At 49.8% G+C, this 26,867-nt stretch carries 23 protein-coding genes; 19 read left to right on the top strand and 4 right to left on the bottom strand.

Going from position 1 to position 26,867, the window contains the following annotated elements:
- Nucleotides 1–131 precede the first annotated feature (131 nt).
- A complete protein-coding gene (locus ACTID9_RS14430; protein WP_441072270.1) occupies nt 132–335 on the bottom strand; it encodes a hypothetical protein in 204 nt (67 codons plus the stop codon).
- A gap of 611 nt (nt 336–946) precedes the next feature.
- On the opposite strand from ACTID9_RS14430, the gene ACTID9_RS14425 reads away from it, so the two are divergent.
- From ACTID9_RS14425 to ACTID9_RS14360, 14 genes are all read left to right on the top strand, one after another.
- Nucleotides 947–2,395: a spore germination protein gene (locus ACTID9_RS14425; RefSeq protein ID WP_441072268.1), complete on the top strand. Its 1,449-nt coding sequence runs from the start codon at nt 947–949 to the stop codon at nt 2,393–2,395.
- A gap of 10 nt (nt 2,396–2,405) precedes the next feature.
- Nucleotides 2,406–3,536 carry a GerAB/ArcD/ProY family transporter gene (locus tag ACTID9_RS14420; RefSeq protein WP_441072266.1) on the top strand — a complete coding sequence of 377 codons (1,131 nt, stop codon included), beginning with the start codon at nt 2,406–2,408 and terminating at the stop codon, nt 3,534–3,536.
- Nucleotides 3,520–4,674, top strand: a complete 1,155-nt coding sequence (locus ACTID9_RS14415) for a Ger(x)C family spore germination protein (RefSeq protein WP_441072264.1) — start codon at nt 3,520–3,522, stop codon at nt 4,672–4,674. The genes ACTID9_RS14420 and ACTID9_RS14415 overlap by 17 nt, the downstream gene beginning before the upstream one ends.
- Before the next feature lie 492 nt (nt 4,675–5,166).
- Entirely contained in the window at nt 5,167–7,200 is a 2,034-nt protein-coding gene (locus ACTID9_RS14410) for an endonuclease MutS2 (RefSeq protein WP_441072262.1), read from the top strand.
- 178 nt (nt 7,201–7,378) lie between these two features.
- Nucleotides 7,379–8,029 (top strand): S-layer homology domain-containing protein, encoded by a 651-nt coding sequence (locus ACTID9_RS14405; protein ID WP_441072260.1) that lies wholly within the window; start codon nt 7,379–7,381, stop codon nt 8,027–8,029.
- 109 nt (nt 8,030–8,138) lie between these two features.
- Complete coding sequence (locus ACTID9_RS14400; RefSeq protein WP_441072258.1) at nt 8,139–8,801, top strand: Crp/Fnr family transcriptional regulator; 663 nt, start codon at nt 8,139–8,141, stop codon at nt 8,799–8,801.
- A gap of 191 nt (nt 8,802–8,992) precedes the next feature.
- Nucleotides 8,993–10,279, top strand: coding sequence for a beta-N-acetylhexosaminidase (gene nagZ, locus ACTID9_RS14395; protein ID WP_441072257.1), 1,287 nt, complete (start codon nt 8,993–8,995; stop codon nt 10,277–10,279).
- A 318-nt stretch (nt 10,280–10,597) separates the two neighbouring features.
- The gene (locus ACTID9_RS14390) at nt 10,598–12,127 is read left to right on the top strand and encodes a carboxypeptidase M32 (RefSeq protein ID WP_441072255.1); all 1,530 of its coding nucleotides are present in this window, start codon (nt 10,598–10,600) and stop codon (nt 12,125–12,127) included.
- Between the two features lie 31 nt (nt 12,128–12,158).
- Nucleotides 12,159–13,871, top strand: coding sequence for a DUF885 domain-containing protein (locus ACTID9_RS14385; protein WP_441072253.1), 1,713 nt, complete (start codon nt 12,159–12,161; stop codon nt 13,869–13,871).
- A complete protein-coding gene (locus ACTID9_RS14380; protein ID WP_441072251.1) occupies nt 13,868–15,520 on the top strand; it encodes a peptide ABC transporter substrate-binding protein in 1,653 nt (550 codons plus the stop codon). Before ACTID9_RS14385 ends, ACTID9_RS14380 begins: the two co-directional genes overlap by 4 nt.
- Nucleotides 15,521–15,695: 175 nt before the next feature.
- Nucleotides 15,696–17,363 carry a GAF domain-containing sensor histidine kinase gene (locus ACTID9_RS14375; protein WP_441072249.1) on the top strand — a complete coding sequence of 556 codons (1,668 nt, stop codon included), beginning with the start codon at nt 15,696–15,698 and terminating at the stop codon, nt 17,361–17,363.
- The gene (locus ACTID9_RS14370; RefSeq protein WP_441072247.1) at nt 17,360–17,992 is read left to right on the top strand and encodes a response regulator transcription factor; all 633 of its coding nucleotides are present in this window, start codon (nt 17,360–17,362) and stop codon (nt 17,990–17,992) included. The genes ACTID9_RS14375 and ACTID9_RS14370 overlap by 4 nt, the downstream gene beginning before the upstream one ends.
- 173 nt (nt 17,993–18,165) lie before the next feature.
- Nucleotides 18,166–19,200 carry an ornithine cyclodeaminase family protein gene (locus ACTID9_RS14365; protein ID WP_441072245.1) on the top strand — a complete coding sequence of 345 codons (1,035 nt, stop codon included), beginning with the start codon at nt 18,166–18,168 and terminating at the stop codon, nt 19,198–19,200.
- Nucleotides 19,201–19,228: 28 nt separating this feature from the next.
- Nucleotides 19,229–20,941 (top strand): gamma-glutamyltransferase, encoded by a 1,713-nt coding sequence (locus ACTID9_RS14360; RefSeq protein WP_441072243.1) that lies wholly within the window; start codon nt 19,229–19,231, stop codon nt 20,939–20,941.
- A 162-nt stretch (nt 20,942–21,103) separates the two neighbouring features.
- Here ACTID9_RS14360 and ACTID9_RS14355 read toward each other — a convergent pair whose 3' ends face one another.
- Entirely contained in the window at nt 21,104–21,598 is a 495-nt protein-coding gene (locus ACTID9_RS14355) for an acyl-CoA thioesterase/BAAT N-terminal domain-containing protein (protein ID WP_441072241.1), read from the bottom strand.
- A 213-nt stretch (nt 21,599–21,811) separates the two neighbouring features.
- On the opposite strand from ACTID9_RS14355, the gene ACTID9_RS14350 reads away from it, so the two are divergent.
- The 3 genes from ACTID9_RS14350 to ACTID9_RS14340 all read left to right on the top strand — a co-directional run bounded on the left by ACTID9_RS14350 (nt 21,812) and on the right by ACTID9_RS14340 (nt 24,362).
- Nucleotides 21,812–22,570: a hypothetical protein gene (locus ACTID9_RS14350; protein WP_441072239.1), complete on the top strand. Its 759-nt coding sequence runs from the start codon at nt 21,812–21,814 to the stop codon at nt 22,568–22,570.
- Nucleotides 22,571–22,595: 25 nt separating this feature from the next.
- The gene (locus tag ACTID9_RS14345; protein WP_441072237.1) at nt 22,596–23,207 is read left to right on the top strand and encodes a DUF4328 domain-containing protein; all 612 of its coding nucleotides are present in this window, start codon (nt 22,596–22,598) and stop codon (nt 23,205–23,207) included.
- A gap of 432 nt (nt 23,208–23,639) precedes the next feature.
- Nucleotides 23,640–24,362, top strand: coding sequence for an aspartate/glutamate racemase family protein (locus ACTID9_RS14340; protein ID WP_441072235.1), 723 nt, complete (start codon nt 23,640–23,642; stop codon nt 24,360–24,362).
- A gap of 77 nt (nt 24,363–24,439) precedes the next feature.
- Here ACTID9_RS14340 and ACTID9_RS14335 read toward each other — a convergent pair whose 3' ends face one another.
- Nucleotides 24,440–24,796: a group I truncated hemoglobin gene (locus tag ACTID9_RS14335; RefSeq protein WP_441072233.1), complete on the bottom strand. Its 357-nt coding sequence runs from the start codon at nt 24,794–24,796 to the stop codon at nt 24,440–24,442.
- 486 nt (nt 24,797–25,282) lie between these two features.
- Here ACTID9_RS14335 and ACTID9_RS14330 point away from each other — a divergent pair, with 486 nt between their 5' ends.
- Both ACTID9_RS14330 and ACTID9_RS14325 read left to right on the top strand, forming a co-directional pair.
- Nucleotides 25,283–25,945, top strand: a complete 663-nt coding sequence (locus ACTID9_RS14330; protein ID WP_441072231.1) for an HD domain-containing protein — start codon at nt 25,283–25,285, stop codon at nt 25,943–25,945.
- Nucleotides 25,946–25,959: 14 nt separating this feature from the next.
- A complete protein-coding gene (locus ACTID9_RS14325; RefSeq protein ID WP_441072229.1) occupies nt 25,960–26,598 on the top strand; it encodes an RNA ligase family protein in 639 nt (212 codons plus the stop codon).
- A 98-nt stretch (nt 26,599–26,696) separates the two neighbouring features.
- Here ACTID9_RS14325 and ACTID9_RS14320 read toward each other — a convergent pair whose 3' ends face one another.
- On the bottom strand, nt 26,697–26,852 hold the full coding sequence (locus tag ACTID9_RS14320; protein WP_441072227.1) for a hypothetical protein: 156 nt from the start codon (nt 26,850–26,852) through the stop codon (nt 26,697–26,699).
- Nucleotides 26,853–26,867: the final 15 nt, after the last annotated feature.

Below are 26,867 nucleotides of genomic sequence, written 5' to 3'. Positions count from 1 at the left end.
AGCTGTAAAAATTGAGACTGGATACCGAAAAGGAACGTATGATCAAAGTGGACAAGGCACTGGCATTATGCGACAAGAAGGGGCTAGATATTGGGCTGATCATGCTAAACGTAACCCAGCAGTGATTTTTACTACTGGGTTACGTCTTTTTCTATTTTTATGAAGTATCTATCTTTTTGGTTATTTTCCCCAATTGCCTCTACTATAATATGATCTAAATAAATTTTATCTTTATACTCCCAGTTGAAAGACCATCCATTCTTCTCTCTAATTCCGTCCCCTACAAATCTATATTTTTGTACTGCTGTTCCAGTTGGGGCAATCCAAAAATTCACTTTTGTTGTACATTCAGCATTTATTTTTATGGTTTAAGTTCCTGCTCCGGCAGGTAAGACAACACTCGTACCCTCTAAAGGTAGTGGTAAGGTTTTCACTTCAACAATTCTAGGCTTACATATGCTTGAATGAAAGGAAAACGTGTAGTCCGCTTTTAGGATTACGAGACATAGAGTCATACAAAGTATAACAAATCTGTAAAACATAGCATCACCCTTATAAGGATTTCCTTTTCGCTTAACAAATGAATTCATCTTGCGCTCCTAGACAAAAGCTAAGCTTAGCTATAGTTACGATCGTTAGTCCTATAATTTTTTACCAAAGGGCCATAATTACTCAGCGTAAGTTTAGAAAAAATGACCGCTTTTATCTGCTGTAAAATGAAGGGCGACAGCTAAAAAAACAATACGACCGCGCATTTTGTAAAACCATCGCTACCAAGATCATCAACCTGTAAATCAACCTGTAAACAAGAGGGCTTCCCGGTTATACACGCCAGGGAAGCCCTCTTTCATTCGTATGGGATTGGGTAAACGTGGGAATGCTTTAACCAAGTTTAGTCCGTCATCGCGCAATCGATGATCCCAGGCAAGCGGGAGTTGACAACAAGATGGAGCAGTCGTTTCAGCGATGGGTTTCCAACACGGCAGATTTAAAAATCGATCATATCGAAACGGATGGCGGTGTCATCCGCCTCTATTATTTGAGCACGTTGACGGATCAAAAAGTCATTTATCAATATCTCATCCCGCGCCTGCAGGGGATGAATGGATCGACGATCACGATGCCCGAAATCGAGCGCGAAATCGGCGTATCGGAAGAGCAGCGAATTTTCGACGAGAACCAGATCATTGACTGTTTACTGAGCGGCGGCGCCTACATCCAGCTGGAACAAGCGGAGTACGGGATTTATTTTCCGGTCAAAAACACCGTATCGCGTCAAGTCAGCCCGCCTGAGAATGAAACAAATATTCTGGGACCGCAAAATTCATTTGTGGAGTCGCTGGAAATCAACCTCGCGTTGATTCGCAAATATATTCGATCGCCGCGCTTGTTTCATGAACGAATGATTGTCGGTGAAACCGCGCCCACTGAAATCGCGCTGGTGTATATGGACGGCATAACCGATGAAGAAAATGTGCAAACAGTCCGGCAACGCATCCATGATCTCATGGTCGATAGCGTGATCGATGCGAGCATGCTGGTCCAATACATCAAGGACAAAGAGTTTTGTGTATTTCCGCAGCTGGTCCTCACAGAGCGGCCGGATCGAGCCGTTGCGGGCCTTTTGCAAGGGCAAGTCGTCGTTTTCGTACAAGGAAGTCCATTAGCCATACTCGGTCCAGTTACGTTCATCCAATTATTCCAGGCGACAGAGGATTCGTATTTTCGTTGGAGCATTTCTACATTTTTGCGTCTCTTGCGTTTCCTGGCGATGTTTCTCGCCTTGCTGCTGACACCTGCATATGTAGCGGCGCTGACCTATCATTATGAAATTATCCCGGCCGATCTGTTGATCTCGCTTGCCCAATCCCGCTCGCGAGTACCGTTCCCGCCCTTGTTCGAAGCGATCATGCTGGAGGGAATCATTGAGCTTTTGCGCGAAGCCGGCGCCCGGTTGCCGACCAAAATCGGGCAAACGATCGGTATCGTAGGCGGTATCGTGATCGGACAAGCCATTGTACAAGCGGGGTTCACCAGCAACATTTTGATTATCATCGTCGCTTTGGGGGCACTGTCATCATTCAGTTCGCCCAACTATATCTTAGGTGCGGTTATTCGTGTGCTTCGCTTTCCGATCATTTTGCTCGCAGGGTTTTGGGGCGGATTCGGGATCGCGGTAGGAGTAAGTTTTTTGCTCACACATTTGCTGCGCCAAACAAGCCTGGGACGTCCGTATCTTCACCCGGTATATCCGCTGCGTTTTGCGGACCTGAAAGACAGCTTCATTCGGGCACCGATTCAATTTTTTGGCATGCGTCCGCAACTTTATCGACCAAAGGACGACTACCGCTTCAGCCCGAGGAAAGCCGAACAGATGGATGACATTGACGAGTAGGGGAGAACTTATGGAGATTAATGTCTATCCCAAGAAGTCCAATCAAATACCCGCCTATTTGCTGGCGATTTTGGTTCACTCGAACCAGGTCGGCGTGGGTGTCCTCGGCTTTCAGCGGTTTGTGGCAAAAGAGGCCGGACATGATGCGTGGATCTCGCTGATTATCGCCGGGATCGCTGCTCATCTCATCATGTGGATCATCACGCGCACGTTGTCCCTCTACCCGTCCTCCGATCTGTACGGGATCAATTGCGATGTGTTTGGAACGTGGATTGGAAATGTGCTGAATTTGCTCTACATGACGTATTTCACCCTGATTGCGTTGGCAATCATGCGCACCTACATTGAGGTGATCCAAACGTGGATGTTCCCGAAAGTGTCGACGTGGTCGATCGCTTTGGTCATTTTGGGGCTTGCCGTGTACACGATTATGGGGGGAATTCGTATCATCACAGGCTACACGTTCATCAGCCTGGTCTTAACCGCGTGGGTAGTTCTTGATATGTATTTTCCGCTGCAGTATGCGAGATGGTCCTATCTGTATCCTGTTCTGGAAGCCAAATTACCGCAAATTCTCAATGGTTCCATCGCGATGTCGTTCACAATGGTAGGCTTCGAGATTTCCTATATTCTCTATCCCTTCTTGCGTGAGAAAAAGCGCGCTGGCGCATCTGCGCAATTTGGGCTTTTCTATACCAATTTTATCTATTTATGCGTCATGATCGTCACGCTCACGTTTTTCAGCAAAAAGCAGTTGATGCAAGCCGTTTGGCCGACGCTCAACCTGCAGCAGATGGTCTATATGCCATTTCTCGAACGGTTTGAATATATCATCATTCCCCTCTGGCTCTTGATCATTTTGCCGAATATCATGCTGTACACCTGGTCTGTCTCGCGCGGGTTCAAAAGAATGTTCAATTGGTCAGCCAAAAAGACCACGCTTCTCGTTTTGGTGACGATCTTCATTGCTTGCCAATTTTTCCTGACACGCACGCATATCAACGCGATGGTCGATTTCGCTTCCAGGGTTGGGCTGTATGCGGTTTTCGCATACCCGCCATTCTTGTACGTCATGGCGTCGCTCAAAGCAATGTGGCGCAAAAAGAAGAGAGGGGGGCACGAGCATGAGAGCAGCACATAACATCTCGCTGAAAAAACGAGGCGTGTGCATGTTCATAACGTGCGTTCTCGCATTGCTTTGCGGCTGCGAACCTTCTCATGTGCTGGATGAAACGGGACTCATCACCGTGATCGGTTTTGACCAGCTGGGCAAAGGATTATACCGCGGCACTGCGTCGATTCCCGTCGTGAACACCTTGGCGAAACAAAAAGTCCAGGTGGTTTCGGGCAAAGGGATTACATTGCGGGGCATCGTCAACGAGATGGATTTGCAATTGGACCGTAAGCCGCGGCTGGGCCAGCTGCGCGTAATCTTGTACGGAGAGGAGATGGCCAAAAACGGATTGATCTCCTTTGTCCAGGCGCTGGACCGGACAGAAGTTGGCAGCCGGCCTTACTTGGCCGTGGTGGCTGGGAAGAGCTATGACTTCATCAGCGAATCGTTTCCTGAACAAGGAAACATCGGATTGTACCTGTATTACACCATCTTCAAAAATGTACGCGGGGAGCAGCTCCCGTCCCCCACGCTGCATGAGTTTCTCCGCGCCTACTATAGCGAAGGCAGCGATCCTTATCTGCCTTATATCGTCCGGAAAGGGGACGACATCAAAGTCAAAGGACTTGCGCTTTTTCGGAACGATCGGTATGTGGACTGGGTCAAACCGCAGCAGACGTTCTACATCAAGCTGCTCCGCGATCAATTTCGGACAGGGCTGTTCCAGGCGTCCATCCCCAAACTCGGGGGAGAAAAAGGCAAGAAAGAGCAGGGGGGTCAAAAATTGAAGGAAATCCCGATCGTGCTCGATACGCTTTCCAGCAAGACGGAAACCAAGCTGATTTCGCCGAATCCGCCCGTTTTTCAGGTGTCCATCCATATCCGCACGCGCTTGGCGGAGATTGATCAAAAACTCAATTTGGAGAACCAGGAAGTGCTCGATGAGATTAATCAGGCCGTTTCGAAGAAAATGGTACAAGAAATGGATACCCTCGTCGCATTCCTGAAAAAAAACGAAGTGGACCCAATCGGTTTCGGCGAACAGTACCGCGCACAGCTTCGCACGGAAGATTTGACTAAGGAGCAGTGGCGCAAAGTGTACAAGCAGGCCAAAATCAGTTTTCAGCTGAAAATGGACATCATCCGCTCCAGCATCACCAACTGAAGGGGGACATTTGTGGATGGCAAGGCTTGACATTCGCGCTTGACTTCATCGCTGCGATTCGGTTATATTCTTCTTATTCCCATCTGAGGAGGAATTTTGATGTCGGTGATCGTTCTTAACTAATCAATTCCATAGTGAGGCTTCCAACCAACCGCCTGGTCAACTGTGTTCTGTGAGCACCGTTTATTTGGTTATGGGTGATTTGAAGCCTTGGAATTAGTTAAGAACAACGGATCTCATACAATGCCTTAGGTGACATATACCTATCATTGCGTCCACAATCCGTGCTGTGTTCAGCGCGGATTTTTGCTTTTATAGGTATCGCAAAAGCGCAAGCCTGTCGAACATGGTACAGGTGCTGCGTTGTATGCGCACGAATGACAGGTTTTTTGGCAACCTGTCGGTATACGAGGGCGGAGAATGACGAACGTTCATTCTCCGCCCTTTTTTTGTTCACCACAGCCATAACCAAAAAAGGAGCGAACCAAACACATGAACGAAAAAGCGTTAAAAAGTCTGGAGTACGACAAAGTGAAAGAAAACCTTCTGGACTATGCGGTGTCTTATGCAGGGAAACGGCAGATCGAGCAAATGAAGCCGATCGCCTCGCCCAAGCTGCTGCGCAGGATGCTCGACGAAACGGCAGAGGCAAAAGGATTACTTGAAACCGGTGCGAGCGTTCCGATTCCATCGCTCGAAGGAATCGAGCACATGCTCTCTCTGCTCGGTACCGGTTACGTGTTCAGCGAAAAAGATTTCAGCCACATCCTGCAATTTTTGACGAGCTGCGGGCAGCTGATGAAGTACATGTCGGCCAAAGCGAGCGTGGCTCCCCATGTCAGCACCTATGCTGCCTCCATGTATCCGCTGTTGAAAATGAAGGCCGAGATCGAACAGTGCATTCGCCATATGCAAGTCGTCGATACGGCGAGCAAGGAATTGCTCAAGGTGCGAAAACGGATTGTTGTTTTTGAAGAACGGTTGAAAGCCAAGCTCGATTCGCTGATGGGCAAATACCGCCCGATCATGCAGGAGAATGTCGTCAGCACCCGCAATGGCCGCTATGTGCTGCCGATCAAGAAAGAATACCGGAAACAGGTCGCAGGAACGGTTCTCGATGAGTCGGCAAGCGGTCAAACGGTGTACATGGAGCCGACCGAGGCGAGCGCGCTCCAGTTTGAACTGAACGCGTTGCGAGCGGAAGAGGAGCGGGAGGTCACAAAAGTGCTGATCCAGTTGTCCGCGCTGGTGGACGATTTTGCCCATGAGCTGCAAGTGAACGTCGACACGGTCGCCACCTACGATTTTCTTTTCGCGAAAGCAAAATACGCCTTGGCGATCGGCGGGTCCAACGTGCAATTGAACGTGGAAGGAAAAATCTCGCTCCGCGATGCACGGCATCCGTTGCTGAAAACAAAGATGGTCCCGCTGCATGTTGAAATCGGGTATCGCTATCGATCCTTGATCATTACCGGCCCGAATACGGGGGGCAAAACGCTCACGCTCAAAACGGTCGGCTTGCTGACCGCAATGGTCCAATCCGGATTGCTGGTGCCGGTGCAGGCTGGGAGCATGTTTGCGCTTTTCGATCACATCGCTGTCGACATCGGCGACGGGCAAAGCATCGAGCATGCGCTGAGCACCTTTTCCGCTCATATCCATAACGTTATTGACATCTTGAAGATCACGGATCGTTCGACATTGGTGCTGATCGATGAGATGGCCTCCGGGACCGACCCGGGAGAAGGAGTGGGGCTTTCGATCGCAATCCTGGAAGAATTGCATCGCCGGCAGGCAACGACGATCGCGACCACCCATTTCAACGAAATCAAAAATTTTGCCGCTGCGGCAGACGGCTTCGAAAACGCGCGGATGGAGTTCGATGCCGACACGCTTGTGCCGCTGTACCGGCTGCGGATTGGGGAGGCCGGGCAGAGCTATGCGTTTTCGATTGCGCTGAAGCTGGGGCTGCCAACAGCCATCATTGAACGTTCCAGAGAACTTACCGGTAGCCAGGGAACGAGTCCAGGCAGCACGGATACGAGGAGCGAAAGCTTGACGATGCGCGATCGCGTTCATGGCGAAGAGGGAGGAACAAGCGAATCCATCGGTGCAGATGAAGACAAGGTGACAGCAGAGACAACGATCGAAACAGGAATCACAACAAATTCACCGCCTTCACAAGAGTCAGCAGGCACCGTTGCGCAACCGAAGACCTTTCGCGAAAGCAAACGCGATCGCCCATTTGCCTTGGGTGATTGCGTCTACATCGGCTATTTGGACAAAATCGGCATCGTGTACCGGACGGAGGATGCGAAAGGCAACATCGGCGTCATCATCCAAAAGCAAAAATGCACGATCCATAAAAAGCGGCTTGAGCTGCGTGTCGAGAGCCAGCAGCTTTATCCTGCGAACTACGATTTTGACATTGTGTTCGATACAAAAGAAAACCGCAAAAAACGAAAGCTGATGAATCGCAAATACGTGGAGGGGCTCACCATCGACATTTTGCCAGAAGACCAGTAATACCTCGATCAGATCCGCCAATTCGCAGTGACAACGCTTCCGGATTTTAACGAATACGCCGGAGCCGCGCGGTTTTTGTTGGTTGAAAAAAAGAAATCGCGGGCAAGACAGGAAACAAATAACAGGAAGCCACGTCCAATAGGAGGAACGTTCCTATTACTTGACGAGGTGATCGACGATGAAAGCAACGCGCACGCTGCTGGCTGGCATGACGGTAACTTTGCTTGCCCTCTCTTTTTCCGGCTTTAGCCATGCAGCGACCAATTCAGGACAGCCGGGAGCAACTCCGGGCAAACAAAACAACAACGTACCTTTCGTGCAGCCAGCCCAAGCGACGCTGACAGCCGCACAAGGGATTCACCTCATTGTCGATGGACTGAAACTGTCGCTTGCAGGCATCGCCTTTTTCAAAAAACCGGAGGCGACCGATTATTTCGCGCTGGCGAAGAACGATGCGTGGTACGCAACTGATTTGATCGTCGCGGCCCATAACGGATTCGACCTGCCGGCAGACCTTCAGCCCGACCAGGTCTGGACAAAGGAAGTGTTCATCCATCAGCTGATGCTGGCCCTGGAACAACACAGCAACTTGCCGATGATCAACATCGTGCCAAAAGATTTCTCCGATCAGGACCAGGTCGACCCGCGCTACCAAGGCACGATCCAGCGCGCAATCGCGCTCGGCATTGCAACCGTTGACAAAGACGGCAAACTCCATCCGAAAGACGCGCTCACGCAAGAAGATGCGGCGGCGCTCATCGGCCATGCCGTCGATTATGCCAAAGCGCATCCGGGGCCAGCGGATCAAAGTCCCATACAGAAAAGATGACGGCGATTTGTGGCGATTTTGTATGTTTTGTGACTTGATCACCGTACCATGCTGTTGTTTGTCGTATAATCGAGAGGCAAACTTTCCAAAGAAAGGCTGAGCCACCGCTATGCGCAACGATCAGATCGAGGAAATCATCCAACTTTTTCCGTTCCTTGCGGCCATTTCCACGGATGATTGGAAGCGTGAGGGAGTCGAAATTGTCTCGCTGCCCGTCCATTTCGTCATACCCGAAGGCAAGCTGCTGCATCATGCGGCGCTGATTTTGGAAGGGACGGTCCGGATGTCGCGGCTTGGCGCGAACGGAAGAGAGGTCACACTGTATCGGCTGACGAATGGCGAGTGCTGCCCGCTGATGATGGCAAGCATTCTGGGGGAATCCGCGTACGAGGCATCCGCATGCATCGAGAAGCCGACCCGGGCGCTTGTGATTCCCGTCCCGCTGTTCTTTGTTTGGCTCGATCTGTACAAAAGCTTTCGGCAATTTGTGTTCCAAACGTTCGCCAAACGCCTGATTCTGATGGCCAATCTGATCGACAGCATGAAATTCAAGTCAATCCGGACCCGCATCGCAGAGTATGTGCTCGAAAAGACGACGGACGAATGCAATGTGTTGACGATCACCCATGACCAACTGTCCATGGAGCTGGGGACGGTACGAGAAGTGATCAGCCGGACGTTAAAAGGGATGGAAAAAGAGGGCATGCTGCGCTTGGGCCGCGGCCAAATCACCCACATCCAGCGACACCAGCTATTGACCGCAATCGAATAGGGATGCGAAAAACCCGGGGGACTGGTGATCCCCGGGTTTTGTTTTGCAGATGAAAGTTTTTGGTCGAACTTTTCGTCTATACGGATGCATGTCGCGTTTCGATTTGATCAGTATCGCAGCATTGATGATGCTAGCGTGGGAGTGAAATAATTGGGAAAGGGTCAAAATGAAAGGGAGGGAGGCTGGTTGTTTTGCACAAAAAAATTGGATTCTTGCTCGCGGTACTCCTGATTGGATCTGTCATGACCGGCTGTGTTGCCAGCGGAGGGGCAAGCACCGCACCGCCTGCCGGACGCGAAGGGCAGACAGGTCCCCATTCCGCTGAACAGCAACAACCGCCTGCGAACGAGCCGAATCCAAACACGCCTCCAGTCAAACCGGACCCGGTGACAGCGCAGCTGAACCGCTTGTCCCTTGAGGAAAAAATCGGGCAGCTGGTGCTGGTCGGCATGGACGGAACGACGCTTGGCACGCAAGCAAAAGAGATGATTGAGCAGTACCATGTCGGAGGATTTATTTTTTTCAAACCCAATCTCCAGAATGCAGCACAAGCCGTTTCCTTGTTCAATTCGCTGAAAGTGACGAATCGTTCCGTCAATCCCATTCCGTTGTTTCTTTGCGTGGATGAAGAGGGCGGCAGAGTCAGCAGACTGCCGAACTCGCTTGTCAAACTGCCGGCAAGTAGGACGGTCGGCAAAAAAGACAACCCTGTTTTTACTCGGGAGCTGGGCCAGCTTTTGGGGAGCGAGCTGAAAGCATTCGGTCTGAATGTAGATTTTGCCCCCGTGATGGATGTTGCGAGCAATCCGAAAAACCCGGTGATTGGCGACCGATCGTTTGGCAGTGACCCGAAGCGAGTATCCCGCCTTGGCGTTGCAGAGATGGAAGGTCTTCAGGACGAGCACGTCATCCCGGGTATCAAGCATTTTCCCGGGCACGGCGACACCTCCGTCGACTCGCATCTGGGTCTGCCGATCGTCCAGTACGATCGCAAGCGACTTCGCCGCTTTGAGCTTGTACCATTTGCCGATGCCGTGCGAGTTGGTGCCGATATGGTGATGGTGGCGCACATTTTGTTGCCCAAGCTCGACCCTGACCATCCTTCGTCGTTTTCCGAGCCGATCATCACCGGGTTATTGCGAAAGGAGTTGGGCTTTGGCGGTGTCGTGATAACGGACGACATGACGATGGGCGCGATCGCGAAGCATTACGACGTCGGAGCGGCAGCCGTACAGGCTGTTCTTGCCGGCAGCAACATCGTGCTGGTCGGCCACGAGTTCGACAAGCAGGCGACAGTGCTGCACGCGTTGCGACAGGCAGCCATGAACGGAAGCTTGCCGATGAAAACAATCGACGAGCGCGTCTATCAAATACTCGCCCTCAAACAAAAATACAAGCTCGCCGACGAACATGTACCGCCTGTCGATGTCAAACAACTGAACCAGCAAATCTCAGATGTATTGAACCGTTACAAATGAGCAGATGCGGGAGTTCTCCATCGCGATCTGCGCTCCGGTCAGAGTCCGCTGAACGGTATCAATGAAAAAAACGCAGACACGAAACAGCCAAACGCGGTTCAAGCCGACCGCCGTTTGGCTGTCTTTTTTTAGGGGATTCGATTCCTTCTGCCATCGCATCCGGCGTTCCCGACGTTAATCGTGCGGATGAGGCGTCAATTGAATAATCCCCATCTGGGGCATGAGAGAACCTCTTTAGGGGGTAGATTCATCCCTGTACTTCTCGTAAAGTAAAAAACATGAGACCGATGGAAAACGAACCATACAGGAGGAGTTCCTTTGCTACAATCCAAACGTTCCACGGAAGCGAAGTTTTTATTGTACATTCGTGAAATGACACATTTGCAAGAAGTGTTGAATCTCTTATTCTGGGATTCGCGTACCGGAGCACCCAGGAACGGGTTGGAGCTAAGAGCGGAGGCTGTTGCCACCATCGCTGCGAAAAAGTTTGCGATGTCGATTTCATCCGAGATGAAAGGATACATCGATGAATTAACACAGGACAACCATTTTCAGGAGCTTTCACCGATTACTCGGAAAGTGCTTCAACATGCGAAAAAGGAATATGACCGTCAGTCAAAAATTCCAATGGAAGAATACAAAGAGTATGTAATCGTGAGGGAGAATGCAAGCAAAGCTTGGGAGGCAGCCAAAAAAGAGGCGGATTATTCCATTTTTCAACCCCATCTTGAAAAACTGGTTACCTGCAACAAACGGTTTATCACCTATTGGGGTTATCAAGGGAATCCGTATGATGCACTGCTTGATGTGCACAATCCCGGGATAACGGTTGAGATGCTGGATCGTGTTTTTGCTGCACTTAAAAACAAGCTTATTCCTCTCTTGAATCGAGTACAGGATGCAAAAGGGAAACCCGCGACTGCATGTTTGTTTGAACGTTTTCCGATCGCAAAGCAAAGAGAATGGAATCGGTATCTATTACATGAATTGGGCTATGATTTCGACAGAGGTCGTCTTGATGAAACCGTACATCCTTTTGCCATCGAGCTTAATCGTAACGATGTCCGCATCACCACCCGCTATGACGAGTTCGATTTCAAGTCGGGCTTATTGGGAACGATTCATGAGTTCGGCCATGCGTTATATGAGCTGAACATCGCAGACGAATTGATTGGAACCCCGCTGTGCAATGGAACGTCGGCAGGCATTCACGAATCGCAATCTCTGTTCTGGGAAAAAATGATTGGGCTGAATCAAAACTTTTGGAAGCGTTTTTATCCGATAGTAAAACAATACAATCCCGATCAATTTCACGGGGTAGAAATCGATGCGTTTTATCGCGCCATCAATGCGGTTCAACCTTCTTTTATCCGTGTAGAAGCAGATGAATTGACGTATCCTTTGCATGTCATTCTCCGCTATGAGATTGAAAAAGGTTTGTTTACCAATGAGATGGAAGTGAGCGAGCTGCCCGAAATATGGAATCAGAAGATGGAGGACTATCTCGGTATCACCCCTGATGATCACGAAAAGGGTGTCCTTCAGGATATGCACTGGTCTGCTGGCATGTTTGGGCTGTTTCCTTCGTACGCATTAGGCTCTTTGTACGCTGCTCAGTTTCGGAGTGCGATGATGAAAGATTTAATCGAGTTTGATCATTTGGTAGAGAACGGGAATTTTGCACCGATTCGAGAATGGTTGGCGCAGAACATACATGTTCATGGAAAAATGAAAGAGCCGAACGATCTTTTGCGGGAGGTAACAGGAGAGGGCCTCAATCCGGATCATCTCATTGCTTATTTGGAGCAAAAGTATAGCGACATCTACAATCTGGGAAGTGAAGCGTAAGCAAAATTGGTAAGGGAGGTTCATCGAAACCATGGAAGCGAAAGAACATCTTCACAGTCTGCTCAATCAGGCATGGAACCGAAAAGTAAATCGCAAACTCTCGCTTCAAGTAACACAAGGTCTGCTTGTTACAAGCCTGCCAAAGGGCAATTTGCAAGAAGCGGCAGAGGATCACGATTTCGCGATTGCTTCGCTTTCTCTCTTGAAAAAAATGAATAAAAGCGCGCTGTCTTACGAGGATCAGCTGAATTATGCGTTCTTGCAGGAGTATTTCCTGCAAGAGTCACGAAAGGTCGATTTATGGTGGGCTGAGTTTCCCGTTACGCCATACAACCTTTATTGGATGAACACCTATGTCCAAGACTTGTTCGCACCGTTTTCGTTTCAAAAGAAAGACGATCTGGATCGATATTTGCAGCTTCTCCATGAATTTGGCGATGCCATCTCCACCGTTCTTTCTAAATTGCAAGCACAAGCGAAAAAAGGTTGGTACGTCCCCATTCCAGCTCTTCCCAAAATAATTGAGTTGCTCATTCAATTGAAGCAGACGATCCCTGAGCGATTGACTGTTGCCCCTTCGCGTTTGCATCGATTGGATCGAGCGGTTTCCCTGTCTTTTTCCGATCAGGTTGACCAAACCATTACGAATCGTATTGTCGCTGCCTATCAGGAACTTCTCGCGTTGCTTCAATCGCAGGAATATCAGTCCGCTTGTCCGGAGCGTGTGGGAATCGGTCAATATCCGGGCGGTGAAGAAGCTTACAGACAGTTGGTGAGGATGCATCTTACGTACGACATCGAACCGGACCAGATCCATAAGCTTGGCCTTGAGCAGGTAGGACAGCTGACGGAGAAGATGAGAATTGTGCGAGAGAGTTTGCGGTTTCAAGGGTCGGAAGCAGCATTCATGGAACATATCAAAACCAGCGGCCGACTTTACGCCAAAAGCCCGGAGGACGTCGAGCAGCGCTACCACTTTCATCTCAATCGGTTGAAACCTTTGCTCCACAATTATTTTCACAATATTCCGGAAGCGATTTACCGGGTGAAACGACTGGATGCCGCATTTGAAGCGGGGGTTGCGTACGGATATTTCGATCCGCCTTCCAGCACAAACCCAGTCGGCACGTATTATTACAATGGTTCAGGACTTGACACAAGACCGCAAGTAACCGCATCCACACTCATCTATCATGAGATACTTCCCGGCCATCATCTGCAAATTGGGTTGCAGCTTGAAAATCAACAGCTGCCTGCCCTGCGAAGAGAATCCATGGAATTGACCGCCTATCTCGAGGGATGGGCAGAGTACGGAGCGGGACTGCCTTACGAAATGGGACTCGATCATGATCCTTTTGACTGGTATGGACGACTGCTGCATGAGCGATTTATTGCGCAGCGGCTCGTGGTCGACACGGGGATGAATGTGCTGGGCTGGTCTTTTGAGCAAGCAAAAGCGTATATGGCGAAAACAACCATTGAATCAGCCGAACAAATCGAAGCGGAAACATTGCGATATGCAACCGAGAGTCCGGCACAAGCCCTCGCTTATCGATTCGGTTATCTGAAATTGATGGAGCTGAGAGAGAGAACCGAGAAATCGCTGGGTCCCCTTTTTGATCGGAAAGACTATCATGAGGCAATACTATCGCCTGGCTCCTTGCCTCTCTATGTACTGGAGGAGCATGTTGAACACGTTATCAAGGAACGCACACAACGATTGTCAAAGGGGGAGTGCATGTGAAGAAACGGAATCATCTTTTGATTGGATGGTTTGTCATGGCAATCGCCATCGTAACAGGCTGTACGAATCCGAATCAACCGACAACCGGAGGGGATGGTTCGGCAGCTAGCAGTCCAGTGTCAACACCGACAACGACAGGAACGTCACAGGAACCCCAAATCCTGAAAACGAATCTGCTTTCCGAACCCCCTTCCGTTGACCCGGCATTGGCAGAAGATGTCACATCCATGGCAATGGTCCGAGCGGCTTTCGATGGCTTAACCCGCAAAGATAAAAATGGAAAACTGATGAACTCGGTTGCTGAACGTGTGGATGCATCAAAGGATATGATGACGTACACATTCAAGCTTCGCGATACCAGGTGGAGCAATGGCGACCCGGTTACAGCGCAAGATTTCGAGTTCGCCTGGAAAAGGGCATTGGACCCAAAAACGGCATCCCCACGGGCGAATCAGTTATATTTTATTAAAAATGGTGAAAAGGCAAATCGCGGAGAAGTTGGAATGGACCAGGTTGGGGTAAAAGCTCAAGATGACAAGACGCTTGTCGTAACGCTGGAAAAGCCAACCCCCTACTTTTTGGAACTGACCTCTGATTTCATCTATTATCCCGTGAATCAAAAAGTGGTCTCATCAAACCCGAAATGGGCAATGGAAGCTGCTACTTTAATTGGCAACGGACCATTTAAACTGGAAACGTGGAATCATAAAAGCAATCTCGTATTCGTAAAAAACGATCAATACTGGGATAAAAACTCCGTAACCCTCGAAAAACTTGACTTTTCCATCATCAACGATGAAAATACGGCGCTATCGATGTTTGAAAACGGCGAATTCAACTGGTTAGGCTCCCCGTTGTCTTTTTTGCCAGTCGATGCGATCCCTGAATTAAAAAGCGCCGGAAAGTTGACGACACAACCCGTTGCTGCAACGTACTGGTATGAGTTCAACACAGAAAAACCCCCGTTTTCCAATGCATCCATCCGGAAGGCGTTTGCGTATGCGATCAATCGCCAGGAAATCGTTGATCATATTACCCAAACCAACGAAGTGCCTGCTTTCGGTTTGGTTCCCGGCTCCATGACTTTAAAACCGGATGGATATTTTACGGACAATCAAGAGCAGACCGCCAAAAACATGTTGGAAAAAGGCATGAAGGAGCTTGGAATCAAGGAACTGCCGCCTATTACGCTCTCGTTCAACACGGCGGAAACGCACAAGAAAATTGCAGAAGCAATCCAGGCGCAATGGAAGAGCGTGCTAGGGGTAGAAGTGAAATTGGAAAACAAGGAATTTAAAGTATTCCTCGAAGACTTGCACCAAGGTAATTTCCAAATTGGGCGGCTCGGTTCGTCTGCGAGCATCAATGACCCGATTGAATTTCTGAAAATCTTCAAGGATAAGAATGAAAGCAACATGTCTCGATGGGAAAATCCACGGTACAAAGAATTGTTGAACAGATCCGATTTGGAACAAGATCCCGAAAAACGTCGAGAAATTTTGAAAGAAGCCGAATCACTTCTTATGGATGAAATGCCGATTGCCCCCATTTATTATTACAGCATGTCATGGGTGAAGAACGATCACGTGAAAGGACCGATCGTCGATAATTTGGCAAAGGTAGACTTCAAGTGGGTTTCGATTGAGTAGCAGGTTATGAATGAATCCCCTCTAAGTTGACAGGAAAGGGAAGTCCCCGACTGGTTGCTTGGAGGGGATTCTTTATGGCGGGTGCGCACTGGGAAAAGGGAATCAGGGCAGACGTACAGAATTGGGTTAGACAGTATGGAAAACTCGTTTTCACCAAAAACGGCAGGAGGTTCATGTGAACAGCGATCGTTCAAGTCCAGCGGTAACACGCATCCAGGCATTAAGCAAAGTAGCGATTGCGTTAAGCGAGACGCTGAGCTTGGATCAGCTCTTGTATAAAGCCGTCGCCCACTGTATCGAAATCTTGAACTTTGATGCAGCCGTCGTCTATTTTCTCGATACAGAAGGACAGCACTTTGTCGCAAGCCATTTTCATGGCATCGACCATGCGTCCATCGCACATTTGCAAACGCTTCCAACGGATAGCATCGGTGGCATCGTCATCAAAAACGGCAAAACGGTCATCACGGAAGATTTGGCTCCTTACCACCGGCAGCGCCCACAGGTGGAAGGGTTCGCTTCTCTTTTGTCGGTACCGATCAAGGCGAGAAAACAGACGATCGGCGTGCTGGATGTTTTCAGCAAAGCGTATCGGGACTTTAGCCCCGAGGACATTACCCTGGTCGAATCAATCGGGCTGCAGATCGGCGTGGCCAGCGAGAATGCCAAACTGTTCGAGTCAATCGCCAGCGTCACAGGCAAGCTCAGGGAGCTGGTTCAACTCAATCAGCGGCTTGCATCCTGTTTGCATCTGGATTCCCTGATCAAGCTATTGACATCCGAGCTTGGCAGCGTGTTCAAGGCGAATGTCATGTTTTTGCAAAAAGTCGACGACCAGACCGTCCTGGTCCATGCTTCTGCGCCCCAAAGCGACATCTCGGTTCCCTATGAGGAGCAAGTCCGCACACTTTTGCATGAGAAACCCGATGTGATTCACGTCTATCATGAAAACGAAACGGACCCGCTATCCCCTTTTTTCCTGCAATTCAACATGAAGCAGGCCGTGTATGTACCGTTTGTCTACGATGACAACCTTCATTGTCTCCTGATCGGGAAAACCTGCGGCGAGCCGTGGTCGGCAACTGAGCGAGAAGTGATGGAAGGCATTACCAGGACAATCTCGCTGGCATTGACCAATTGCTATCTGTTCCAGGAGGTCGAAAAAGGCCGGGAGCAAAACTCCCACTTGCGCGCCTTGCAAATCAGCGCACAGGAGAAAGAACGACAGCGCATCGCGCAGGAAATCCATGACTCGATCAACCAATCGTTGTCCGGCATGTATTTTCACCTGCAATATTGCCGCGATGAAATCGAGCATTCGCCGCAAAGAGTAAAGGCGATTCTCGACAAGCTCCTGCTCATCACCAAGGCGAACATTAATGAGCTGCGCCACGTCATCCATGATTTGCATCCGCTGGCGATCCAAAAATTCGGGTTCGTCGGCGCGGTGGATGAGCTGGTGAAAACGTTTTCCTTGCAGGAGATCATCCAGATTCACCTGAGCGTCAGCGGACAGCCGGTTCGCTTCAAGCCAGAGGTCGAAATCCATCTCTATCGCGTGATCCAGGAATGCGTGAACAATATCATCAAGCACGCAGGAGCAGGCGAGGCGTTTATCCGCATGACGTTTGACGATGCCAAGCTGCGCATCGTTGTGGAGGATCATGGATGCGGATTCGAACCGCAGAAGGTAAAGGAAAGCCATGCGTACGGGATTATGGGCATGGAAACCAGAGTCCGTGATATCGGTGGAGAGATGGTGCTGACAAGCAAGCCAGGGCATGGCACAAAAATCGAAATAGGGCTGCATTTCGGCTTGCGTGGAGGAGGGCTACGATTATGAATGAAATCCGCATCTTTATCGCCGATGACCACAATATCGTTCGTGACGGATTGCAATTGCTATTCGAGACGTCCCGCTTTCGCGTGATTGGCGAAGCCGCTGACGGCGAAACCGCGCTGCGCAAAATTATCGCAGAACGACCGGACGTGGCGATCCTCGACCTGAACATGCCTGAAATGGACGGAATCGAGGTCACCAAGCGGATCAAGGAGAAAGATCCGGCGATCAAAGTCATGATCCTCACCATCTATACGGAAGAAAAGTTTCTCGTCGAATCGATGCTGGCGGGAGCGGACGGCTACGTACTGAAGACCATCACGCGGCCGGAGCTTTTTCACGGGATCGAACAAATTACGAACGGACACAAATATATCGACGCCAACCTCATGCAGCGCGCTTTTTTCCATGTCATCAAAGGAGAGCAGCAAAAAGACGCGCTGTTGACCGAACGGGAATTGGACGTGCTCAAATTGATGGCGCGCGGCAAAACGAACAAAGAAATTTCGACCGAGCTGTATCTCGGTTCCGATACGGTCAAGGAATACGTCACCGCCATCATGAAAAAATTGGACAGCAAAAACAGAACCGACGCCGTGGCAAAAGCAATCCGAAACCAAATCATTTTATGAATCAAACCACCGCCTCGTCCGCAGGCGGTTTTTCGTCTAAAAATCCCTGAATGGGGGAAGCAAAAAACCGGTTTGGGGGGAAGTTTCTGATCGGCAATCGTCGTAGAGTAGAGGAGAGCAAGCAGCCGTTGCTGCTTACGATTGAAAGCGATTGCGAGAAGGGATGATTGTAGATGGCATACCGTGAGAAGATCAAGGAAAAATTGGCGATTGGACAAGAGCTGCTGTACCTCAGCATGCAAGATGTGATCGATACCGGAATTACGGTGGACGAGATCATGGCACTTACGGAAAAAGCGATGATTGCCTACAGTACCAAAAAGGCAGAAATGCCGGCGAAAATCGGGTTGCATCCGCAGCCGGATTCGTTGATGCACGCAATGCCAGCTTACTTGCCGGATGAAATGGCGTGCGGGATCAAGTGGGGCAGCAATTTCCCGACGAACCGCGAACGGTTTCCCGAGCTGACGCCAACCAATTGTCAAATCATCTACAATGATCACGAATCGGGCTTGCCGCTGGCATTCCTCGATGCGACGTGGATTACGGAAGTGCGCACCCCCGCGGTTACGCTCGTCGCCGCCAAATACTTGGCGAATCGGGAGGCAACGACATTCGGGATGTTTGGCTGTGGCATCCAGGGCAAGGCCCATGTCAAAATGATCGAACACGTGCTGCCGAAGCTTGAGACGATCTATGTGTACGACGTATTTGAGCGCGCGATGGATGCACTGATCGAGCAATGCCAGCCACATGTCAATGCCAAAATCGTCAAGGCATCGTCCTGTGAGCAGGTCGCAAAATCATGCGAGGTCATCGCATCGGCGATCCCGATCCATCATCATCCGCATCCGATGGTCAAAACCGAATGGATTTCCAAAGGGCAGACGCTGATCACCTGCGATTGTCACTCCGTCTATGAGGATGGCGTTTACAAACAGGCAGACATCTATACCGTGGACAGTGAAGAGCAGCATCGCCTTCTGGAAACATACGGCTATTATCCGTGGGGCCTGCCTACGATCTATGCGGAAACAGGGTTGGTGGCAGCAGGAGACAAGCCTGGCCGTACAAGCAGCGACCAGCTGATCGTCTCGAACAATGTCGGGATGGCGGTGGAAGATATCATCATCGCGCGAAAAGTGTTCGACCGGGCATTGGAGCGCGAAATCGGCTTGAAGCTGCCACTGTGGAACAAGACACGGTGATCGTTGAAAAAGAATGGGAGGGTAGTCCATGATCGATCCGCGCTCCATCAATTTGTCTGATCCCAAATGGCTCCCGGGAGAAAAACCGATTGTCAAAAACGTGCGGGCTGCGGCAAGCGCAGACAACGCGGTTGTTACCTATACAATGCTGCAAATCATGGAGCAGGGCGGCAATGCGGTCGATGCCGCCATTGCCGGGTGCATGGTGCAAGCAGCGGTTGAGCCGTTTATGACGAATCATACCGGAACCGTCACGTTCCTGTTTTACCATGCCAAGGAAGGTCGCTACTACCAGCTGGATTCAACCGGAACCTTCCCGTCCGATTTGCCACCGCATATGCCTGTGCCGCAGGGGATGGGCACTTATGCAAAAATCCCGCCGCGCTCTGTCATTCCCGGATTTATGCCGGGGTTAAAAGCCATTCATGAACGTTTTGCAACGCTGCCGTGGGAAACGCTTTGCCAGGAAGCGATCTGGTGGGCGGAGAATGGGCATCACGTCTCCAACTTTGAACATGAAGTCAATCTGTTCGGCGAGGACTTCATCACATTTTTTCCGGAGGGCAGAGCGTTTTACATGCCGAACGGCCGTTTTCCGGTGGTCGGTGAGCGTTTCGGCTCTCAAGAGATGGCGCTAACCTTGCAAAAAGTGGCGGCGGAAGGCCCGGACTACATGATTACCGGCGAGTGGGCGGACGCGTTCATCGAAAAAGCGAACGAGCTGGGCTGGAAGATTAGCAAAGACCATATGACCGAGACACCGCCACGCTGGGTGGAACCGCTCCGCTTCAAGGTTGGCGATTATGAAATGGTTTCGCTCGCCCCTCCGCAGCAGCAGGGGGTGTTCATCGCGTTGGTTCTCGGCATTTTGGAGCATGTCGGAATCAGAGGCGTGCAGCCATACTCGGCCGAGCACATTTTTTACATGGCACATGCATTGAAACTGGCGCAATCGATGTGTGGTTACCTTCATGATCCGGACATTTTGCATGTGAATGCGGCGAACTTCCTTGATCCAGCTTTCCATGCAAGCCTGGCCAAACTGATCAACGGGATGAAGCCGAAAATCGATCTGACCCAACACGCTGCCTTCACGACAGGATATGGTGGTGCCGCATCGTTCATGGACAGTATGACAGGCGGCAAAATCCCCACTCCTCGTCAAAACAGCCATCACGATCAGCCATCAGGCAGCTGTGAGCTGAGCATCGTGGATACGGAAGGAAACTGGGTGCAAATGATGAACACCTTGCAGTCCGGCGGCATACCCGGACAGGTCGTGAAAGGGATTCCGATGGTCGGTTCCCATGCGCTGCCCAATGTTCAGGCCAGTTCGATGCAATATTATCAAGCAAAAGGCGCCCGAATGCGGTGCGTGATCGGCAATACGATGGTGCTCAAAAACGGCAAGCCGATTCTGCAGCTCGGTTCCCCAGGGAATGTGCATGTGACCGTGCCGCAAGTGCTGTGCAATCTGCTGTTTTTCGGCATGGAGCCTTATGAGGCGATTCGGGCGCCGCGCATGCTCGGGCTGCAGGAAGGCGGCACCGTCGTCATCGAGGACAGAATCACCGAGGTTGTGCAAAACGAGCTGCTCGCGCTTGGGCTGCGCATGAAAGTGTCCGGCGTATGGGACTATCACATGGGTTCTTTCCAGGTATGCTACCTCGATCAGAAAACCGGTGAACTCTGCACGATTGCCGATCCGAGACGCTGCGGCGTGGCAGATGGCCTGGCGTAAAAATCGAGTCAGCGGCATCGATGTGCGCACATAGGTAGGACCATGGGAACAGGGCTTGGCGCGACTGATCGTTCAGGAAAGGACAAAAAGTGGCAGAAGAACACAGAAGCGTGTTCATACTGCCGCTTTTTTGTACCATAAGAAATCATCTCGTCAGCTTATTCAACCGCAAATGCCTCTTTCAGAAAGGACAGAACCCGTTTCCAAGAGTCGGCCGACAATTCCGTTGTCAAGGACATCGGCGTATGTGATACCCGCTGACAAATAGTGTCTGGTCAGCATCGCTTCGGCCAGAACGTGCCCGTCCACTTCTGCCGTAAAAGATACCGTTCCGAATGACGGAAAGACAGGCAATGCAGATAATGTGCGTTTTGCAGGAAATCGTAGTTTTTTCACCTCCATGGACCAAAATAAGCCCATCGGGTCTTTCGTGTCGTATGTACCAGAGAGAGGAGCATGATTCGCCACCGATATGTTTCCTGATGCATCTGCTTGAAACACGGCATAAGATTCCGCTTCAAATTCCCCGCCAAACATCCCTTTCGCTTTCGCACGTACGGTAATTCGTTGAAAAGGTTCGAATCCGGATAACGTAATCTCCACTTCTTCATCGATCATGGCTTCATTTGGAAAAATCGTAATGGCAGGTGAGCGCAACCGACATCATCCTCCTATTGTCCAGCTAACCATATGGTACAACATACAGCAGCTTTCGTTTTTGAAGAATTTGGGAACGATGTGTGGACAGACATTGCTGAATCCAGTTTTTTTAAACGTGACAATATTTTCAAATTTTATTTCAAATTAACAATTATTTCTCGTTATGGTATAATCCGCTGTATGTCATGATTGGATAAAAGGATGTTCGAGATGCTGCGTTTTACCACGAAAGAAAAAGGAATCGCCTGTCTATTGCTCGGCGTGCCGCTTGCCTTGGCCGTGTTTTTCAGCTTTCCGCACTACGAGAAATTCACGGCGCCCGGCCATATTGTACCGATCAGCAATCTCGGGGTTTATGGGCATGTTTACATGACCTATGTGGAAGAAGGCGTGACCCAAAACTATATGCAAAAAATACTGCTGAGGTACAGGTATGCGCCAATTGATCTCGATTTTGAGCCAGTAGGGGCGGAGGAAGTCGAGAGCAGTGTCGAGGAAATCGAGGATGCTGTGCCGTATAAGGAGGCAGTTGTCGCCAATGCGCTGGAAGTTTCGGGCTATTCCGAGGAATCTGCCCAAACCATTGATGCGAAATACGAACGGATCATGAAAGAATCCGCAAACTACGTTGGCGACTCTTTCGGATTGATGGTGGGAATCGGCCTGGTGGAGGAAGAAAGTCACATCGATTTTTCCCACGGAACGAAGTATATCATTGCCGGTACCGGTACGCTGGAGGAAGATGGCTCCGTAGGATCGGTCGGGGGGATCAAACAAAAACTGGCAACTGCCGAGAAAGATCGTGCAGATTATTTTTTCATTCCCAAAGACAAAGATGACTTCCCGTTTGATGGACCGAGCAATCAGGAGGAAGCCGAGCACTATGCCAGAGAGCATGCGCTTAACATGCAGATCGTACCCGTGAAAACGCTGGACGAAGCAGTAACATTCTTGAAAAATTTGCCATAAACGTAAAGGAGACGCTTGAATCCGCATGAAACTGAAATCGGAACGAACGGGAAAATTTTTATATTTATTATTGATTGTCGGACTCATCTGTTCATGCATCAGCTTGATTTGCAGCACCGTCCATGCCTGGAATGAAGACGTGTATTACGATTCGATCGAATGGTTCGATACCGCGCTCGCTTTGTTCAACATAGCGATCAGCTTGCTCTCCATCGTCTTTTTTCTGGTCTGGATCTATCGCTTTCATGCCGATTTATTCCAGCTTGACGCGACCTATCCGATCAGTTCAGGCGGTGCACTGGCTCGGATCATCATCCCGTTTTACAACATCGTCGGCCTATGGACGGTCTACTCGACGCTGGCGAACTACTGGATCAACCAGAGCGAACAGACTCGGGCATACGGAAGGCAGCTGAAATGGTTCATCCCGTTTTACTATTTCGGCCAAATGGTCAACAACGGATTGAACCGGATCATGATGAGGAGCGATACACCTTCACTTACGCTGGAATTGTGGACAATCGGCACCGAGGTTTTCGTAAGCATCATGTATGTCGGGATGTTTATGGCGATGACCAAAGGCTTGCGTGAATCGCTGGCGAAAAAGGAAAGCAAGGGTGACACGATGGAAGGGTGACGTGGTCATCCTTCTTTTTTTGTAGGGGAGAATGAAGGTACCATAATAAATGTTATGTAACCTTATTATCGAACAGATCCTGAGCTTCCCTTTGAATTGCGACGGAACCCATTTCTCACATGAAACCGTGTAGCGAAATAATGAGAAACATGCAAAACGACGAGAAAAATTGCGAAATACATAGGAAAGCATCGGTATTGAAACCCGCGAAAACGGCAAAACGCTACGAAAATTACCCTGATTTTCTCAATCCAGCCTCCAAAACGAGCTTTTTTCATGAAATACGCACTCGTTCATCCGTGGCACAAAAGTTGCTCTTTACCATATTCAAACAAAACGAGGAGGGATGCGCGTTCCCAGGTGGGCAAGGGGGCGATGCCATTAGAAAGTACGGATGCCAAAACCAATGACCTGTGAAAGAGGGGATTCACGATGAAAATTCGAGTCATTTTGCCAACGATCGTCGATACATTCAATGAAGAAGTGCAAGCGGAGTTCGCTCACTATGTCGATGATGCGACGGAAGTTCAAGTTCGTCACCTGGATTATGGTCCAGCCTCTGTCGAGGGCGAATACGATGAAGCGCTGTGTGTGCCGAACTTGCTGGAAAAAGCGATCGAGGCGCAAAGCGAGGGCTGTGAGGGCGTGATCAGCTTGTGCTTCGCGGACCCAGGCGTGAAAGCGGCGCGGGAAGCAGTGAACATCCCTGTCGTCGGCGCGGGCGAATCATCGATGCTTTTTGCCAGCATGCTCGCTAGATCGTTTTCCGTCGTAACCGTGCTGCCGAATGTGATCCCCATGATTGAAAATGTGAGCAAAACGCTCGGCGTGCAAAGCAAGCTGGCATCCATCCGCTATGTCAACATCCCTGTTCTGGACCTGGTTGATAAAGAAAAGATGAAAGAGGCTTTGTTTGCGGAAATGGTCAAAGCGTTGGTGGAGGACAAAGCCCATGCCCTGGTATTGGGCTGCACGGGCATGACGGGCGTGGCTCGCGAGCTGCAGGATCAGCTTCGCGAGCACGGCTATGATGTACCTGTCATCGATCCTTCCTTTGCCGCGGCGACCATCCTGAAAGGGCTTATCGCGATGGGGATGAAGCAAAGCCGCCTGACGTATATGTCGCCTACGGAAAAAGCACGGACATTCCGTTAAGAATGACTGGATAAACAGTAAAAAACCACCCGAATGTGGTGGTTTTTTGCATCGCAAAGGCTACAGACGATTCTCGATCATTTGTACAAAATATCGTTACGCAGCGTCTCGACTTTGGCCAAAGCATCAGCAATATCATCCTCCGCCACCCCAAAATGACGGAGCGCAGCACGCAAATGGGTAACGATTGCATCAAAATGCTCGGGTTGCAAATTCATCCCATCATGTACCTTCGCCATCGATTGGCCGGAGTATTGGTTCGGACCGCCGAGCGCAAAGCTGATAAACTTGGTTTGGTGCTTGCGCTGTTTTTCCATATCCGTATTCGCAAAAAAATGGTTCACTGTTTCATCCGCCAACACCAAGTCATAAAAGTAATCGACTACTTTGGCGATTGTCGCTTCGCCGCCGTATTTTTCATAAAACGATCCCATCTTTGACCTCCTCTACAGGAATTTACCTTCTTAGCTATTCCACAGGTGCAAGACTTTTATGTGGATCGGACTGAAGAAGTTTTTTCGATCACGGGCAAGTAGAAACGCGGAAGGGGCGAGTGGGCAATCTTGCAGCACGGGCTTACCTTGCAAAGAGAATTAGGCGGCGATAAAAATAACATTCCGCACAGACATCTGGGAATCAGTTCTATATCTACAATCAGAAGTTCAAAGACCTAACCATAACTATTCCTGCCACAACAAGCCTTCATTGATCATACCATTCACAACCATTTTCCAGGAGAATATCAGTTAGAGGGAAGGCTCCTCCGAGAGATGATGTGATCTTGCATTCATCAGCCTCACGTTTCAAGAGAAGTCACTCCCGCGTACATTATTTTTTCTGCCCTCATTCATCACCGGAAGCATGTGCCTCCTCATTGTCGCCAGTCAAGCTTTCCAGCCGCCCAGAAGGAATGCTACTACATGGATGTTCCTTATTCCGTTTGCGCCAAGCGCAATCAGGAGCGGAAGCGGACCGTGGACGAATGGATCATGCGCAAAATGCGGACCAATTTTCATGTTCCCATGCTGCGTGAAGGCTGGGACCACATTCATTTGCTGCACGAACGAGAGCCGTACGCCATTGGGAAAGAAGCTTTTGTTTCCCTGCTAACGAAGGAGCCAACGTATGAGGAACTGTTTGAAACGCTGAAAGGGATTCCCATTTTTCAGGAGATGGTTCAGTTCAATCAGGAAAATCCGCATCACCAGCATCCGCTATGCAAGCATTCGTATCATGTTTTGGAGTATGTCAACGCGTTTTATACGGAGCCAGACAAATTGCTGATGCAAGTGGTCGCGCTGTTCCACGATACCGGCAAGCCGTTTTGCAAGACGTACAAACCGTTGAAGGGCCATTACTCGTACTACGGGCATGAATACGTATCAGCACAAATCGCCTGCCATTTCTTGAAAGAACTGCAGTTCACGGAAGCGTTTATTTTCCAAGCCGTCAACTTGATTCAAATGCACATGAAGATCAATTACGGAACGCAGCAAGACTTATCAGATTTGTATCGGTTGATGGGCGATGAGTATTTGTGGAAGCTGTATTTTTTCAAGGAGGCGGATGCTTACGCGAAATAAGGAGGTGAAAAACGATGAGGACAAAATATCCGCGAACGTTTCATTTGCCCTGGTCGAGAAGCCGAACCGACGACGACAAAATTTTGCGCACCGTGTCCCATTTTGAAGGGAAGGAAGTCGTCGTGACGGAAAAACTCGACGGCGAAAATACGACGCTGTACAGAAACGGTCTCCATGCCAGATCGCTCGATAGCAAAGACCACGCATCGCGGCATTGGGTAAAGATGCTGCACGGCACGATCTCGTTTTTGATTCCGGAAGGCTGGCGGATCTGTGGCGAAAACGTGTATGCGATGCACTCGATTTATTACGCGAAGCTCACGAGCTATTTTTATGTGTTCTCCATTTGGGATGAAAACAACGTTTGCTTGTCGTGGGACGAAATCGTCGAATGGGCCGCTTTGCTCGGGCTGGAAACCGCTCCTGTTTTGTACAAAGGGGTTTGGCGGGAAGAGACGGTGAAGCAATGCTATACCAAACGATCTGTATTTGGCGGCGAGCAAGAAGGCTACGTGGTGCGAATAGCGGAGCGATTTCATAACGATGAATTCAAGACGTCCGCTGCCAAGTTCGTCCGCAAAAACCATGTCCAGACGGACCAGCATTGGCTGGCAAAGCCAGTGGAACCGAATGGGTTGCTGCAACATGAGTAATGGATAAACGAAATGATGGAAGGGAATGAGAGCAATGTAATGCGAAATGGATGGATCAGGCAAAGATGGTTTGATAGAGTAACCAACGGCGATGTTGGTTATTGTTGCGGCCTTCTTTCTGATGCGAGTGAAAGTTCCCCAACGGCGACAGCGGCTTCAACTTTGTTGGATTTGATCTGGTTGAACACGTATAAAAAAGCGGCAGCTTCGGACAAGAAGAAAAAGTCCGAGGCTGCCGCTTTTTTTGAAGCCATCGCTCCCCAGTGTGC

Origin of the sequence: Brevibacillus fluminis, from assembly GCF_052072235.1 — a bacterium.
Classification (GTDB): Bacteria; Bacillota; Bacilli; order Brevibacillales; family Brevibacillaceae; genus Brevibacillus_D; species Brevibacillus_D fluminis_A.
Note: the sequence above shows the minus strand (reverse complement) of the source record. Positions and strands in the feature narration are given on the sequence as shown.